Annotated in this window: 10 protein-coding genes; 3 read left to right on the top strand and 7 right to left on the bottom strand. The window is 37.4% G+C overall.

The genetic code is table 11. From position 1 onward, the window contains the following. Window positions 1–11: 11 nt before the first annotated feature. Genes QL995_RS10270 through QL995_RS10260 form a run of 3 tightly spaced genes read right to left on the bottom strand, consistent with a single transcriptional unit; the run spans window position 12 to window position 5,159 of the window. The gene (locus QL995_RS10270) at window positions 12–4,514 is read right to left on the bottom strand and encodes an EAL domain-containing protein (protein ID WP_290294110.1); all 4,503 of its coding nucleotides are present in this window, start codon (window positions 4,512–4,514) and stop codon (window positions 12–14) included. Between the two features lie 25 nt (window positions 4,515–4,539). Then, on the bottom strand, window positions 4,540–4,941 hold the full coding sequence (locus tag QL995_RS10265) for a GNAT family N-acetyltransferase (protein WP_010553303.1): 402 nt from the start codon (window positions 4,939–4,941) through the stop codon (window positions 4,540–4,542). A gap of 14 nt (window positions 4,942–4,955) precedes the next feature. Beyond that, window positions 4,956–5,159, bottom strand: coding sequence for a DUF3283 family protein (locus QL995_RS10260; RefSeq protein ID WP_002962585.1), 204 nt, complete (start codon window positions 5,157–5,159; stop codon window positions 4,956–4,958). A gap of 118 nt (window positions 5,160–5,277) precedes the next feature. On the opposite strand from QL995_RS10260, the gene QL995_RS10255 reads away from it, so the two are divergent. Next, window positions 5,278–5,976, top strand: coding sequence for a transporter substrate-binding domain-containing protein (locus QL995_RS10255; protein WP_282114854.1), 699 nt, complete (start codon window positions 5,278–5,280; stop codon window positions 5,974–5,976). Here QL995_RS10255 and QL995_RS10250 read toward each other — a convergent pair. Both QL995_RS10250 and QL995_RS10245 read right to left on the bottom strand, forming a co-directional pair. Continuing rightward, window positions 5,973–6,218, bottom strand: coding sequence for a DUF1289 domain-containing protein (locus tag QL995_RS10250; RefSeq protein ID WP_007586940.1), 246 nt, complete (start codon window positions 6,216–6,218; stop codon window positions 5,973–5,975). The two genes, QL995_RS10255 and QL995_RS10250, sit on opposite strands and share 4 nt — an antisense overlap. Before the next feature lie 105 nt (window positions 6,219–6,323). Beyond that, window positions 6,324–7,457: a 1-acyl-sn-glycerol-3-phosphate acyltransferase gene (locus tag QL995_RS10245; protein ID WP_024590668.1), complete on the bottom strand. Its 1,134-nt coding sequence runs from the start codon at window positions 7,455–7,457 to the stop codon at window positions 6,324–6,326. A gap of 387 nt (window positions 7,458–7,844) precedes the next feature. On the opposite strand from QL995_RS10245, the gene QL995_RS10240 reads away from it, so the two are divergent. Then, window positions 7,845–8,789 carry a D-2-hydroxyacid dehydrogenase gene (locus QL995_RS10240; protein WP_282114853.1) on the top strand — a complete coding sequence of 315 codons (945 nt, stop codon included), beginning with the start codon at window positions 7,845–7,847 and terminating at the stop codon, window positions 8,787–8,789. A 185-nt stretch (window positions 8,790–8,974) separates the two neighbouring features. Continuing rightward, window positions 8,975–9,355 carry a DUF3192 domain-containing protein gene (locus QL995_RS10235; protein ID WP_024590666.1) on the top strand — a complete coding sequence of 127 codons (381 nt, stop codon included), beginning with the start codon at window positions 8,975–8,977 and terminating at the stop codon, window positions 9,353–9,355. A gap of 66 nt (window positions 9,356–9,421) precedes the next feature. On the opposite strand, the gene QL995_RS10230 is transcribed toward QL995_RS10235, so the two are convergent. Further along, window positions 9,422–10,321 (bottom strand): diguanylate cyclase, encoded by a 900-nt coding sequence (locus QL995_RS10230; protein ID WP_007581985.1) that lies wholly within the window; start codon window positions 10,319–10,321, stop codon window positions 9,422–9,424. Next, window positions 10,305–14,114 carry an ATP-binding protein gene (locus QL995_RS10225; protein ID WP_290294109.1) on the bottom strand — a complete coding sequence of 1,270 codons (3,810 nt, stop codon included), beginning with the start codon at window positions 14,112–14,114 and terminating at the stop codon, window positions 10,305–10,307. Before QL995_RS10225 ends, QL995_RS10230 begins: the two co-directional genes overlap by 17 nt. Window positions 14,115–14,128: the final 14 nt, after the last annotated feature.

Raw genomic sequence — 14,128 nt, 5'->3', positions numbered from 1 at the left:
TACTGCTATTATTAATTAAATATATCACTCCAATTGCGATTAATAAGCGGTAGCACTTCGGTATTAGGTACCGGTTTACTAAATAAGTACCCTTGAAAATGCATGCATCCTCGCGCCTTTAAAAAGGCGAGTTGGTGCGAGCTTTCTACGCCTTCAGCTACACATTCTTTACCTAAACTATCTGCAAGCGCGAGTATTGATTGAATAATAGCTTCATCGTCAGAATCTATGCCTATGTCTTGTACAAAGCTTCTATCTATTTTTAATACATCAATAGGAAAACGCTTTAAATAAGTAAGCGATGCGTAACCCGTACCAAAATCATCCATGTACAATCTACAGCCCAACTTTTTAAGTTGTTCCATGCTGTGTAGCGCTTCTTTTGAATCACGCATTAATATTGATTCGGTTATTTCAAAAACAATTGCCTCAGACGACACTCCTGAATTACTTAACGCTTTTTTAATTTCAGGAACAAGATCTTTAAACTCAAAATCAAGAGCCGATAAATTAATAGATAAATACAGGCTAGGTGAGGCTTTTCGCCACTCTTTTAGCTCTAATAAAGCGCGCGCAAAAGTCTGCAGCATAATTTTTGTAATTAGGCCTATACCTTCTGCTGCCACCGAAAACTCTTGAGTTTGCACAAGCTTATTTTCAGGCCAACGCAGCAGTACTTCAAAGCCTTCTGTTTTTTGACTTTCAGCGTTAATGATAGGCTGGTAGTAATTACAAAATTCTTCTTCTTGATACGCTTTAGTTAGCTGAGACTCAAGATGCAGCGCTCTTTGAACATGCTGATTCATCTCTTGCTTATAAAACTGATAACGCCCCTCTAAAGAGTCTTTTGCATGATATAACGCTATGCTCGCAGCTTTTAAAAGCGCAGAGCCTTGCTGTGCATCATCTGGTGATATAGACACACCAATACTTAAATTAACGTTTACAACTTGGCCATTAATCGTAATATTTTGATTCACACAATCCATCAACTTAGTGCATATAATGAGTACTTGTTCGATTTGCTGAATATCTTCCACCAGTACTACAAATTCATCGCCACCAAATCGAGCAACACTATCAGATGGACGCAAGGAGCATTTTAAACGCTCAGCAACTTCTTTAATTAGCTCATCAGCAACTGCATGCCCCAAAGAGTCATTAAAGTATTTAAAACGCTTAATATTTATATGTAATAAAGCGACTTTACATTCGTGAAATTTTGCTTGCTCAAGGGCGTGTTCAACGCGGTCATTAAATAACGTACGATTTGGCAACCCTGTTAAGGCATCGTAGTTGGCCAATAAGTGCAGCTCGTTTTCGGCTGATTTTTGTGCATTTATATCGGTTAAAATAATGACATAGCTATTAAGGCGCTGTTCGTTATCGGCCACTGCACTTATTTTCACAAGTACATGGCGTGGCTCACCACTTGCTAAAACTACACTGTCTTCACACGAAAAGTGCTCTCCAATGGATAGCTTTTGCATTATGCGTAAATAATCAAAACGATTGCTGCGCGATATACCTAAATTTAATGCTCGACTAGATAACGACTCAGCGGAGAAGTTAAAGGCGGTTTGCAGTGATTTATTAGAAGCCCGAATATTTAAATTTTTATCGAGGATAAACACCCAATCACGTGTTTGCTCAAATGCTGCCGTAAATAGTAAAGCGTGTTCTTCAAACACCATCTCACGGGTCATATTTGTGTAGGTACCCGCTACTTTTTGTGGCGTTTTATCATCCCATTCAACGACTTTTCCAAAATCCTTATACCAGCGCCAATAGCCTTTTGCATGGCGCAGGCGGTAGGTACAATTAAAGTAACCTTTATCGGTAGATAAAAACTCAAGCCACTCTAAGCGAAATAGCTGTTTATCTTGCGGATGAATTTTAGATAAATATTCATCAAGGCTCACGGTTTCATTTTCGTAGCCTAATTCACTCGCTAAGCGAGGTTGGTAAATACTTGGATTGCTTGATTCCCAATCCCAAACACCCGATTCGCTGCCTTCAAGCGCTAGCTTTAGACGGGCTTCGCTTTCTTTACTTTCTTTATTTGCTGCCAATAAAATACGCTGAATTTTATTACGGCGCATAACCCACATAGCAACAAAGCCAATAAACAGCATGCCGTAAAGCACCATAAAATAAGGTGCACGCCAAAGCGGATACTTTACTTTTATTTTTAAAATAGCAGGCGAGGTATATTCGCCAGTCAGGGGGTCTTTAGCCCAAACTTTTAATTGATAATTACCTGGATTCAATTTTGGAAACAATACACGGTTGTTATTTCGGGTATAACTTTTTTGTCCGTTATCGAGTTGATACTCATAAATGATGCGTTCTTGATTACTAAATGCCATGGCCGAAAATGCAACTTCAAGCCCTATATCATCATGGTTTAACACAACCTCGTTGAGCGGTTGTTTTAAATCAAGCGATAAATCTCGTGACATTAAATCAACTCGCGTAATATTTACGTGATCAATAAGCGACTGATAGTTTTGGTTTTCCATTGGATGAAAATAAGTAAAACCTTTTAAGCTACCATACGCAATATGGCCATCTTTAAGCTGTGCCATTGCGTTACTATTAAACTCAGCAGAGAGTAGCCCTTCTGATGTAGAAAATTGCTGAAAATGAAGTGTTTCTGGGTTTAATCGCCAAATGCCTTTATGGCTACTCATCCAGATCATGCCATCATCATCTAGCACCATATCGTATAGTAGAGTGCCTAATTTATTCCTCTCTAAATCGATTGTATGAACTAATTGATAGGTAGATGCGTCAAGGCCTATTAAGCCGAAATTAGAAAGTGATATCCACAATATATTGTTGTTATCAATTAAGTAAGAAAGCACACTAATGGCTACGTTTTCATGCTGTTTTGGCACTTTATAAATCATTTTAAGTGCTAAATCACTTGGGTTTACTTGGTATAAAATACCGGCATTAAAAAATAATGGTGAATCTGGTTTATTGCTCAGCGCAGGTAAAAAACCATGAGCTAAAAAGGGTTCAAATTGATCAAACTGGCCACCCAAACGCGTTATTACTTGAGAATCTATATTGTATATAAATACCCCATGATCTGAGTGCACAAAGTATAGATCGCCATTTGGCATTAATGTAACGCCATGTACCCTACCGGTAATTAACTCCTGATTAGCAGGGTTATGTACTTTAGGTTCGCTAACTTGATGCGTTACAGGGTCAAAAATAAACAAACCACGATTTGTATAAAGCCATAAATTATTTTTATAAGGCGTTATTTCATATACGGTAAACTCAGTGGTGAGTAAGTCGACTTTGTAATCTTTTAAATAAGCTTTACCAATATTTGTTTTTAAATCAACCTCGGTAATACCGTTATGCGTTGCAAGCCAAAGCTTGTCTTTATATTCGGTAATCCCCCAGATAGAGTGATGCGATAAACCATCCCCCCCGAGCAAAGTGCCATCGACATTATTAAAGTGATAGCTGTCATGAGATAAGTAAAACGCACCGTCGGTTTTAGTCGCAACCCACGTACCACCCGATTTGTCTTTAGCCATATCAATAATACTGGTATCGGCAAGTGTGTACTTACTTTGGGCTATTCGAGTGTTTTTAATCATCTCCCCGGTGTTTAAATCAAATTTAAACAAGCCTTTGTCGGTAGCTAAATCTATTGTTCCGTGTTCGTTTACTATGCTCCACACATTTAAATCGCTTAGTATTACCTTGCTTTCAAAAGGTAAATCTGGGCGTTCAAACATTTTTGATAAGTTACTAATATCAACTTCGTATAAGCCTTGTACCGCCCCTACTAACAACTGTTTATTTTCACCTAATGCGAAAGACTTAACATTATTTTGGTAAATATGCTCAGCTTCACCTTTTAAATGCTGCAGGGGTCTAACTTGCTCTGTGGCAATATCAAATACGTATGCGCCATGGCTTGTACCTATAAATATATAACCATTGTAAGCAAACAGCTTTCTCACAAGAGTATTTTTATATTTAGCAGGCAGCTCAAAAATAGTTGTTATTTTTCCGGTTGCGATATCAAGCTTTGCAAAATCGCGGCCTCGCCCAATCCAAAGTGTTTTTTTATCAACGGCCACCATACTAAACACAGACTGATTGATAATCTCTTCTTCACTGGTAGGTTTTTCTAGGAATTGCTGATATGAATCTGTTACGGGGTCGTACCTAAATAGGCCTGCAAGTAACGAGGCAATCCAAATGTGCCCTTGAGGGTCTTGGTAAATACGATCAATGATCGCTTCTTCTAATTCACCATTAGGGCCGTTTATTGGAATAACTTGATAGCCATCATAACGATTAAGCCCAGCCTCAGTAGAAAGCCAAAGGTAACCATTAGTGTCGATAAGCATTGTATTAACGTAGCTTTGCGATAAGCCTTCGCTTGGAGATAAACGTTTTACTTGTGCGCCTACTTGGCAACTTAGGATAGTTATTAAAACTACAAAGCAACCAATGATCCCATTAACGCATTTACTCATGCTTATTCCATATTATTATTTATTATTATGGGTACTCTAGAGCGACTATATTTCGATGTTTGTAAGTATCAAAAAGTACTTGTAAAGCAAGAGTATATGTTAACACCTGGTTAAAACCAATAGCACAATATAAATCAACTACGTTTTTATATGCGAAGGTATTAATCATCTTATCTTGCGACTTTAAGAGTGTTGATAATAGCTGTTTAGCAACACCTTTACCGCGATGTTCCAGCGCAACAAACACGGTAGATAAAAATAAGAACTCTGTTTTATCTTGCAACCTACATGCTGCAACTATTTCATTATTATAGTAAGTAACCCATACCTTATCTTGTTTATTAGCCCGCCCTCTTACATTATGTTTTTTATAAAATTTATTAACGAGTGGAACTTTTAGCCCATCCAGCAACTCAACTATATACATTTTTATATCAACACTTAGCTAAGCATTAGCGCTAAATACTGCTCAAATTTTTGCTTCAAAACCATTTGTTCAGCCATTGGACGGCTATGGATTGTATTATAAACTTGCTCTCTCGTTTTTTTATTTCGCTTAATTTGATACGCCCAAAAAGACGCTTCATAATCTAACTGAATTTGGTATTTTTCTTCACGTGGCAATAGGCATAAATTAAAACTCACAATACTTCCTCATTCGCTTTTAAAATTATTTGATTAACCCCGAAACTGGGCAAGAGGTAATCTCCTTGTTATTATACGCGTCTTATTTTATTTATTTCTGTAGTAATTGGAACTGATAATGAATAGACATTTTAGTATCTTGTTATTATTGGTAAATTTATTTTTTAGTGCCTCTTGTTTTAGTCATCAATACAACCTCACTTTTAATCGTCCGCAAAGTACACCACAAGCTGATTATGCCTTAGAGTTATTAAAGTTAGCATACGCAGATATCGGTTTTAAAATACATATAATCGATTTTAATCACCAAAATGCTTTGCTAGCTGCAAATAATGGCGTACTTGATGGGCAGTTAGGAAGAGATGCAAGCGTTGAAGAAAATTACGAAAACTTGATTAGGGTCGATTATGAGCTCTTTAAGTTTGACTTAGTATTATATAAAAACTGTTTACCTAGCAGTTTAGAACAGCTCGATAGCGTCGCAATTGTTGATGGCTACCCTGTCCAAGAACATTATTTAGCAAGCACACAGTTTGCAGGGAATATTATTAAAGTTAAAAGCATGAATACCCAACTTAATTTGCTTGCTCAGAAAAAAGTACAGGGAGCTTTAATGATTAATTTTATAATGCAAAACAATGAGCTACCTTCACCTCAAGGTTGCTTCGTAAAAGAAGTGCTGAATACTTATCCGCTTTATCATTATTTAAATAAGCGTAATGAAAACTTGGTAGAAAAGCTTAAAATGTCATTAATTAACTTAACTAACAATGGCACTGTGTACGCACTAAGAGCCAAGTATGGATTAAGCTTTTAAAAGTCGAACCCTTGCTGCTGCGCCTGTGTGCTTGGCACTGCATTTTGCTGCTTTTTTTGAAGATAACGTTTGTAGCGCTGCTGGCACAAACTAAGCACCTTCTTTTTTTGGTCGTTTGTTAAGGTATTCCACGAAAAGCGTTCATCCCGACTACGATAACACCCTTTGCAATACCCTCTGTTATTAACTAAGCAAATACTCTTGCAAGGACTTGGAATATCAAATATTTCAATTTGTTGCATGCATAAGTACCGCCCAGTTGAAGAGGAGGTATTAGTATAGCGTTATTTTTGAGCAAAAAAAAAGCAGCAATTTAATTGCTGCTTAGTTTCATTGAGCTGTGAGTATTAATGTTCACAGCTATTAGTATTTATCTCTGTTTTACGGTGAAATGGCTTAGCGTACATAGCTAGCACTAATGGTTTTAACTCTTCAGGTACACAGGCTAAACGTTGTTCAAATGTCGCTGTATCAGGAGAGTCTATTACCGCATCTTTACAACCACCAGCGATGTAATTGCCTGGGTGTAAATAAAACGAATCAACAATTTGCCTATCAATTGTTTTAGCAAGCTCTTCAGCACTATCACATTTAGATTCAATTGGTTGCCCAAATGCTAAATGCACGTGCCCTTTAGCAGTACTAAAGCCTTCAACAATGCTCGCAATATCTTCACCAGCCGATTTAACGTACTCACCATGATGCTGCTTGTGGTAAAGCTCTTTGGCTTTAGCAATTGCACACGGCTCATATTGATAAGAAATAGAAACAGGCACTATTTTTAACTCTTTAATATAATCGCCAAACTCTTTCTTTTGTTTACGCCCATTTAATTGCAGCATCTTTAAAAGCGCAGGATCAGTTTGATCAAAACCGTCTTTTGCACGCCCTTCTTTTTGCGCAATCCAAATAGAATTTCCACCGACCACAGAATCGTAAATGTATGACGATAATTGAGTCAGTGCTTTTAACATCTCTTTTGGTGCTTTAGCAGAGCGCTTAACTATAAAGCTTTTATTTAGACGCATAAGCTCAGTAATGTAAGGTATTTGCAATAAATTATCGCCAATAGCAATACGCACTGTTTTCATTTTATGTTGGTATAAACCCCAGTTAACTAATGCAGGATCAAGCACTATGTCTCTGTGGTTTGAAATAAATAAATAGGCCTGGTTAGCATCTAACTGTTCTAACCCAGAAAAGGTAACTTTTGATGTGGTGCGTTTCACTAGTTTATCTAAGTATTGTGCCACTTCATTTTGCACATCTTCAACGGTGCTTACTTTGCCCCATTTTTTGCGTAACTGACTTCTTACCATTGGACGCGCAATAAAAGGCACTGCCGATAAAAAGCGCGGTAAATTATACTTTGCTATTACATCAATAAACGCATCATCGTTAATTAAACGTGTAAGCGACGCCGCAACTTCGTCGTCGTTGTATGGGCGTATATCTGCGTATTTATCTTCTAATTCACTCATTACTACATCTACAGTGTTAAAAAACGGTACGCCAAAGCGCACCGTTTATGTCTATATCCGATTATAACTCAGCCAATCTAAAATGCGAAATAACCAAAAAAACGATTTTTATTTTTAGCAACTTGCTTTAAAGCCGAGTTTAATTACCTTCTATGACCATGAGCTTGCTTAAAAGTGCAAAAATCTGATCAGTCTAGCAAAATACCATGTTCTCAATCTGCTAGTGGGCAGACCACTAATACAAAGCCCTCTAATCATTTGGTAGTAATACCATTAACAAAGCCTTTCTTTCGTAGTACCTTAAGCTCGTATTTTAGATTTTTGATGGATCGTAGGCATCTTTTTACGATTTTAACTCTTTCAGATCCACTTATTTTAGGGCTCATAATGAACATTACTATTCTTGATAACGCAACGTTAGCTAAAACGTCTCTTACTGGTATTGAACAACTTGGTAAATTAACGACTTATGAACTTACTAGCCCAGAGCAAGTTATTGAACATTGCCAAGGTGCTGATGTATTAATCACTAATAAAGCCGTTTTAAATCGCGACACTATTAGCAAACTTACACAGCTTAAATTAATTTGTGTAAGTGCAACTGGTACTAATAATGTTGATCTAGAAGCCGCTAAAGAATTTGGTATTGCCGTAACTAATGTAGCTGGCTATTCAACACCTTCTGTTGTTCAACATACGTTTTCTTTAATTACTAACTTACTGGGTAACACACACCGCTATCAGGCGGATTGCCAGCAAGGCGCGTGGCAAAAAAGTGAAATGTTTTGCATACTCGATTACAGCTTTAACGACTTACAAGGTAAAACATTTGCCATTATAGGCGGTGGTACGCTAGGTAAAGGCGTTGCTAAAGTGGCTGAGGCATTTGGCGCAAATGTTATTGTTGCAGAGCGCAAAGGTGTTAAATGTCGCGACGGTCGTACGCCTTTTGAAGACGTCATTAAAACAGCCGATATAATCAGCGTACACTGCCCGCTAACAGATGAAACACGTGATTTAATTGCACTTAATGAGCTTAAAATGATGAAGCCAAGCGCTATAATTATTAATACAGCACGTGGTGGAATTATTAACGAATCCGACTTAGCTACAGCGCTTGAGCAAAACCTAATTGCTGGAGCCGGTGTTGATGTACTAACTAAAGAACCAGCTGAGCTTTCAAACCCACTTGCTAATTACAAAGGTAATAACCTTTTACTTACTCCACATATAGCATGGGCAAGCACCGAATCTATTGTGCGTTTAATTAATGAAGTAAGTTTAAATATTGCTGCATTTAAAAAAGGCGAATCACGCAACCGCTTGGTGTAGTGATTTTATTGTAGTAATCAAATAAGCTAAAAAATGGCTGTTTTTACTAATACATTTAATATTTTATTAGATAAAAACAGCTTAACCCACTTAACAAACTGATTAATAACAACTTATAAATATGGTCTACTCTTTGCTTTAATACAGCTAATAACCAATTAAAAATCTTATTAAGGTAAATAAAAATGAAAAAATCACTTTTAGCAGCCGCTTTAATCGCTCCATTTTTAACAGGCTGTGTTATTGCCGTATCAGATGGTGAAGCTGAGACTCATTGGGCAGGGAAAAACTCATCAAGCTGGCAAGCACAACATAAAAATAATCGTGAAGCTATATCAGAGCTAAAAATGGATAGCAGTTATCAATCTGTTTTAACGCAATTAAAAACGCCTAATTTCACAGAGCTATTAAAAAAAGATGACGATGTATACCAAGTACTTTTTTATGTAACTCATAGCAAGCATTCAGATTCTAAAACAACGAAAGATGAATGTACGCCACTTGTATTTAAAAATGATAAGTTAGTGGGCATTGGTGAAACCGCTTTAGGTATGATCACGCAGTAACCAATAAAAAACTTAATATACAAAAACGCCAATATATGAATATTGGCGTTTTTGTATATTAAGTTTTTAGAGTGCAACTATTCTATCTCGCCCTGCATCTTTAGCGGCATATAGGCCTAAATCGGCCTCTTCTAATAACGCTTGCTCAGCATACACTTTACCACTTTGAGTGGTGGCGATACCTATACTAATAGTGATGTGGTCTGCATTTAATGAGCCTTTATGTTCTATATTCAAAGCATTTACAGCATTGCGTAATTTGTTAGCAAACTCCATAGCTTCATGCCTATTCATTCCAGGTAATACAGCTGCAAATTCTTCACCACCATAACGAGCTATAAAGTCACTACCACGTTCACATTGAGCTGCGAGTGCTTGTGCAACATCCTTTAAACATTCATCGCCAGCACGATGTCCGTAGCAATCGTTGTAACGCTTAAAGTGGTCTATATCCATAAGTAACACCGATAGCGGGGTTCCACTGCGTTTACTTCGGCGCCATTCACGAGCTAAGTTTTCGTCTAGGTAGCGTCTATTTGGGATTTCAGTTAAGCCGTCGATTGAGGCTAGCATCTCTAGCAGATCATTTTTTTGCTTTATAAGTAATTGGTTACGAACCCTAACACGCACAATAGAAGGGCTAAATGGCTTGGTGATATAATCCATAGCACCGAGCTCTAGGCCCTTAGCTTCGTCATCATGGCTACGATTAGCTGATATAAATATAACGGGGATCGATTGAGTTATCGGATTTTCTTTAAGTTGCACAAGCACTTCATAGCCGTCAATTCCTGGCATAATCACATCAAGGATAATTAAATCAACTTGCGCAGTTTTTACAAAGGTCAGTGCTTTTTCACCACTTTCAACTAAGAATACGTCGTGTTCTACTTTAAGTGTTTTTTCAAGTACTAATCTGTTGATTGGATCATCATCTACAATAAGTACTTTAGCTCTTTTCGACATCCCTAGCCCCTACCCCTTTTATAAAAACAATTACCTGTTCTAACTGCATAATAAGCTCTTTCAGTGTTATTTCAACAGGCTTGTTAGTTGTTTTAAGTGTTCTTTCACACAATAAAGCGCAGTGAGACAATCGTCTAAAACCTAAATTACCTGCTACACCTTTTATACTATGCACTAAGCGTACCAAATCATCCTTATTGGTTGTTTCTTCTATTTGCAATAGCTGGGTTTCGCATAAATTAGCAAATTTACCAATCATTGTATTGAGGAGCTTTTCATCCATACTAAACTGCGTTAATGCGAATGATTTTTCAAAAAAGCTTGGTTTAACTAAGTTTAAATCGGCAATTGCATCAATAAGTACCTTAGCAACAACTGGTTTAGTTAAATGCTTATTCATACCGCACTTTAAAGAACGTTCAATATCAGCGGGTTCACAATGAGCCGTTAAAGCAAAAATAGGCAGTTGCTTTGCGTCAAACTGTTGACGAATTAAAGCCGTAGCTTGGCAGCCATCTATTTGCGGCATTTGCACATCCATTAATATTAAGTCAGGCTTTAAAACTTGCAATAATTCCATGCCGATAGATGCGCTTAAAGCGGTAACAACACTTACGTTTGCTTGGCGTAATACACTGCTAATTATTTCTAAATTAAGTTGATTATCATCAATGGCTAATACAAGTAGACCCGATATATCAACTTTAGTTTCAGCAGTATTATATATTACGGCATTGGTACTAGCTTTAGGCTGTTGCTGAGAGTTCAAGCTAAATAGCCTTTGTCCCAATGCAGAGGCTTTAACGTGATGCGCAGCTAAATGCTCACTTGTTGGTAAATTAAGTGTGTGCTGATGATTAATAATAATTACCGATGTTTCTTTAGCTGATAACGAATCATTAATTGCTTCAACATTTAAAAGTGCAGGTAAATCGGCCGCATCGATTATTATTTGCTGAGTATTAGAGAGCTTAATTGGGTATTTGAGTACTTCATCTAAATTAATATTAGCAAGCTCTGTATAAGCATTTGTTACTTGCTTAAGCTCTTTACTTTGATCCGATAAAATAGCCAATGTATTAGTCGGTAACATCGTATTTTTAGTGGTATCAACCAAAAAACTAACGCTGAAGTAAAACTCACAGCCATGACCTTTTTTACTCTTTAAAGCAATCTCCCCTCCCATTAATGACACCGCATGTTTAACAATCGCTAAACCTAACCCAACACCATGATGTATACGTGTTGAAGACTCATCACCTTGCGTAAAGGCGTCAAATAAACGCCTCTGATCGGCTTCATCTATGCCCATACCGGTATCAATTACTTTAAAGCAAATATGTTGCTGCTCTAGGCTATCGCTTTCAATAAGTTCCATTTTTAAAGTGATAGAACCTGTTTTTGTAAACTTAACAGCATTTGTTAATAAATTACCTAATATTTGCTGTAAGCGAATACTGTCGCATATCAAATCAGGCGCTATTAACGGGTCAATATCAATAACAAATTCAATACCTTTTCCTTCGCACAATGGAGCCGTTAAACTTTCACAAATATCCACCAGCTCAACCATACTAAAAGATGCTTGTTTTAAATCGGTTTGCGAACTTTCTATGCGTGCAAAATCAAGCATTCTATTGAGCATTAGCAACAAGCTTTGTGCTGCATGCTTAGCTTGATCCGTTTGTTGTAATTGCTTTTGCGTTAATCCTTGCTCAATAAGCATATCAAGCAGCCCTAAAACAGCATTAAGAGGAGTGCGTATTTCATGACTTAAATTGGCTATAAAGCGACTTTTAGCAAGGGTTGCTCGTTCGGCATCTAGTTTCGATTTAGTTAATGCGCTCACATCCTGAATGTGAATAACATAATAAGCTGGGTCCCGGTTTTCATCCCATACAAGCGATACACTCAGTTGCAACCAACTTGTTAAGCGCCCTTGAGCAAGCGTTAGGTGGTATACGCGTTTTTTGTCATCTAGCAATTGCGCTAAAGTGCTTTTTATTTGCTGCCATTGAGTATCGTCAAACAATGCTTTTAACTGCTCACCAACCAGTACTGGCTGTTCAGAAAACTGCTTTCTTGCCGCTTTATTTACTTGTAATATTGTGTGCTCAAGCGAGAGTAAAACCACGCAGTTAGCCGCAAATTCAATCGCACTTCTAAATTTAGATTCTGATGCTTTTAAGGCCGATAATGCTTGTTGCTGTTCGGTAATATCGCGACCAATACCCATAGTCCCCAACAGATGTTGGTGCTCGTTATAAAAAGGTGCAATAGTAAGTTGATACGTTTTTTTATCGGTTTCTATTCGCTGTTCAACACTGTTTCTATTTTGTAATACTTGTTTTTCAAGCGCATTTATTTGTTGATCGTTATCACCTAAATCATCTACATATTTACCGACTAATGCAGTTTGATCTTTACCGATGTACGCCTCAAATGCTTTATTGCATCCTAAGAATGATCCATCAATATTTTTAAAATAAATAAGATCTGGCACACTGTTTAGCATAGTGTTGAGCAAAGCCAAGTGGCGCTCTTTTGCTTCGTAACTGCGGCTTAGTTTTTCTGATTGCAACTGAACCTGGTCGTCCAGAGCTTTATTTGCACTTTGTAATGAATCAACTAACTGTTTGTTTTTAGTAAATACACGCTTCACTTTAGAAAACCAAGGCTGCCAGCTCAGCGGTACTTTATAATCGAGCTGCACTTCTTGCTGTGTACCGTTACTCTCTAGGTACGACATTAAGTGAGTCATTGGCTTAATAAAAATGCGCTGACTTAACCAAAAAAACACGCCAAACATAATACTTAAAAATAGCGTTAAAAATGCAAACTCTAATAGTATTTCATACTTAATTGGGCTGATTAGTTGGGGTTTGTGCTCGTAAAATGCTGCGTGAATAGGTAACTCATCCATTGGCTGCATAAAGTAATTACTATCACTAGTTAAGACTGTTTTTTTACTATGGTGCTGGGCCAAATCAGGCCAATAATTTTTTAATGCTGTTGCTTGCTCTATTAACTGTTTAGAGCTGGCGATAACTTGATGTGATTGGTTCATAAAAACGTATTCACCACTGTTCGGTGAAACCTTTTTTAACCACCCAGAAATTGCCTGAACATCATAAATCAAAATAATGTAATCGGCTGAGCCAGTGCTTCGTTGTCGGCCAATAGCAAAATACGATTTATCATTCACTTTAACAATGGGACTTGAAGTAAGTTTGTTTGGTGAAAATTTTGGCTTAAATTTTCCATTTAGAATTTCAGTAAGCATTAAACTTTGGCTTTTGTTTCGCCTGCTTACATAAGCAAAACCATTATTATCAACATATGCTACAGCAGACAACGACTGCATTAATGCAAGCGTTGTATTAAACGAAGGCCCTAATGTAATAGCCTGCTGCCACTGCATTAATGCCTTAGTAGATAACGCAAACTCCCCCTTACCTACAATTTCAGTGCCTTGCTCACTAAAGTGACGGTAATAGTAACCATCATATTGATTTATGCCCTCGAGTAAGCTTTGGTTTATTTTTGGATAGGTCGTTTGTTCGTATAAGCTAAACATGGTGGTGAGTAGATTACTCACCGACTCCATCCCGTGAGTAACCTGTGCTGAAACATTCGTAAAATCGGCTTCGCGTTTTTCAACCGCCCGCTCAAGCTTTATATTATATAAGTGCAAGCACAGTAAAAAAGCGACAATCAATGGCACTAAAAGCGCAATAAATAATGAACGATAATAATGCTTCAGAGGTAAAAAATTCAATGTACTGCCTGCCATTTGGCTCGAAAATC

The sequence above is a fragment of the Pseudoalteromonas sp. APC 3358 genome (genome assembly GCF_030408075.1).
Classification (GTDB): Bacteria; Pseudomonadota; Gammaproteobacteria; order Enterobacterales; family Alteromonadaceae; genus Pseudoalteromonas; species Pseudoalteromonas arctica.
This window is presented reverse-complemented; position numbering and strand designations above follow the sequence as displayed.

What these genes read in the sequence shown, in the direction of transcription:
- QL995_RS10270 (WP_290294110.1), bottom strand. Translation starts at nt 4,514, where the DNA reads ATGAGTAAATGCGTTAATGGGATCATTGGTTGCTTTGTAGTTTTAATA.
- QL995_RS10265 (WP_010553303.1), bottom strand. Translation starts at nt 4,941, where the DNA reads ATGTATATAGTTGAGTTGCTGGATGGGCTAAAAGTTCCACTCGTTAAT.
- QL995_RS10255 (WP_282114854.1), top strand. Translation starts at nt 5,278, where the DNA reads ATGAATAGACATTTTAGTATCTTGTTATTATTGGTAAATTTATTTTTT.
- QL995_RS10250 (WP_007586940.1), bottom strand. Translation starts at nt 6,218, where the DNA reads ATGCAACAAATTGAAATATTTGATATTCCAAGTCCTTGCAAGAGTATT.
- QL995_RS10245 (WP_024590668.1), bottom strand. Translation starts at nt 7,457, where the DNA reads ATGAGTGAATTAGAAGATAAATACGCAGATATACGCCCATACAACGAC.
- QL995_RS10240 (WP_282114853.1), top strand. Translation starts at nt 7,845, where the DNA reads ATGAACATTACTATTCTTGATAACGCAACGTTAGCTAAAACGTCTCTT.
- QL995_RS10235 (WP_024590666.1), top strand. Translation starts at nt 8,975, where the DNA reads ATGAAAAAATCACTTTTAGCAGCCGCTTTAATCGCTCCATTTTTAACA.
- QL995_RS10230 (WP_007581985.1), bottom strand. Translation starts at nt 10,321, where the DNA reads ATGTCGAAAAGAGCTAAAGTACTTATTGTAGATGATGATCCAATCAAC.
- QL995_RS10225 (WP_290294109.1), bottom strand. Translation starts at nt 14,114, where the DNA reads ATGGCAGGCAGTACATTGAATTTTTTACCTCTGAAGCATTATTATCGT.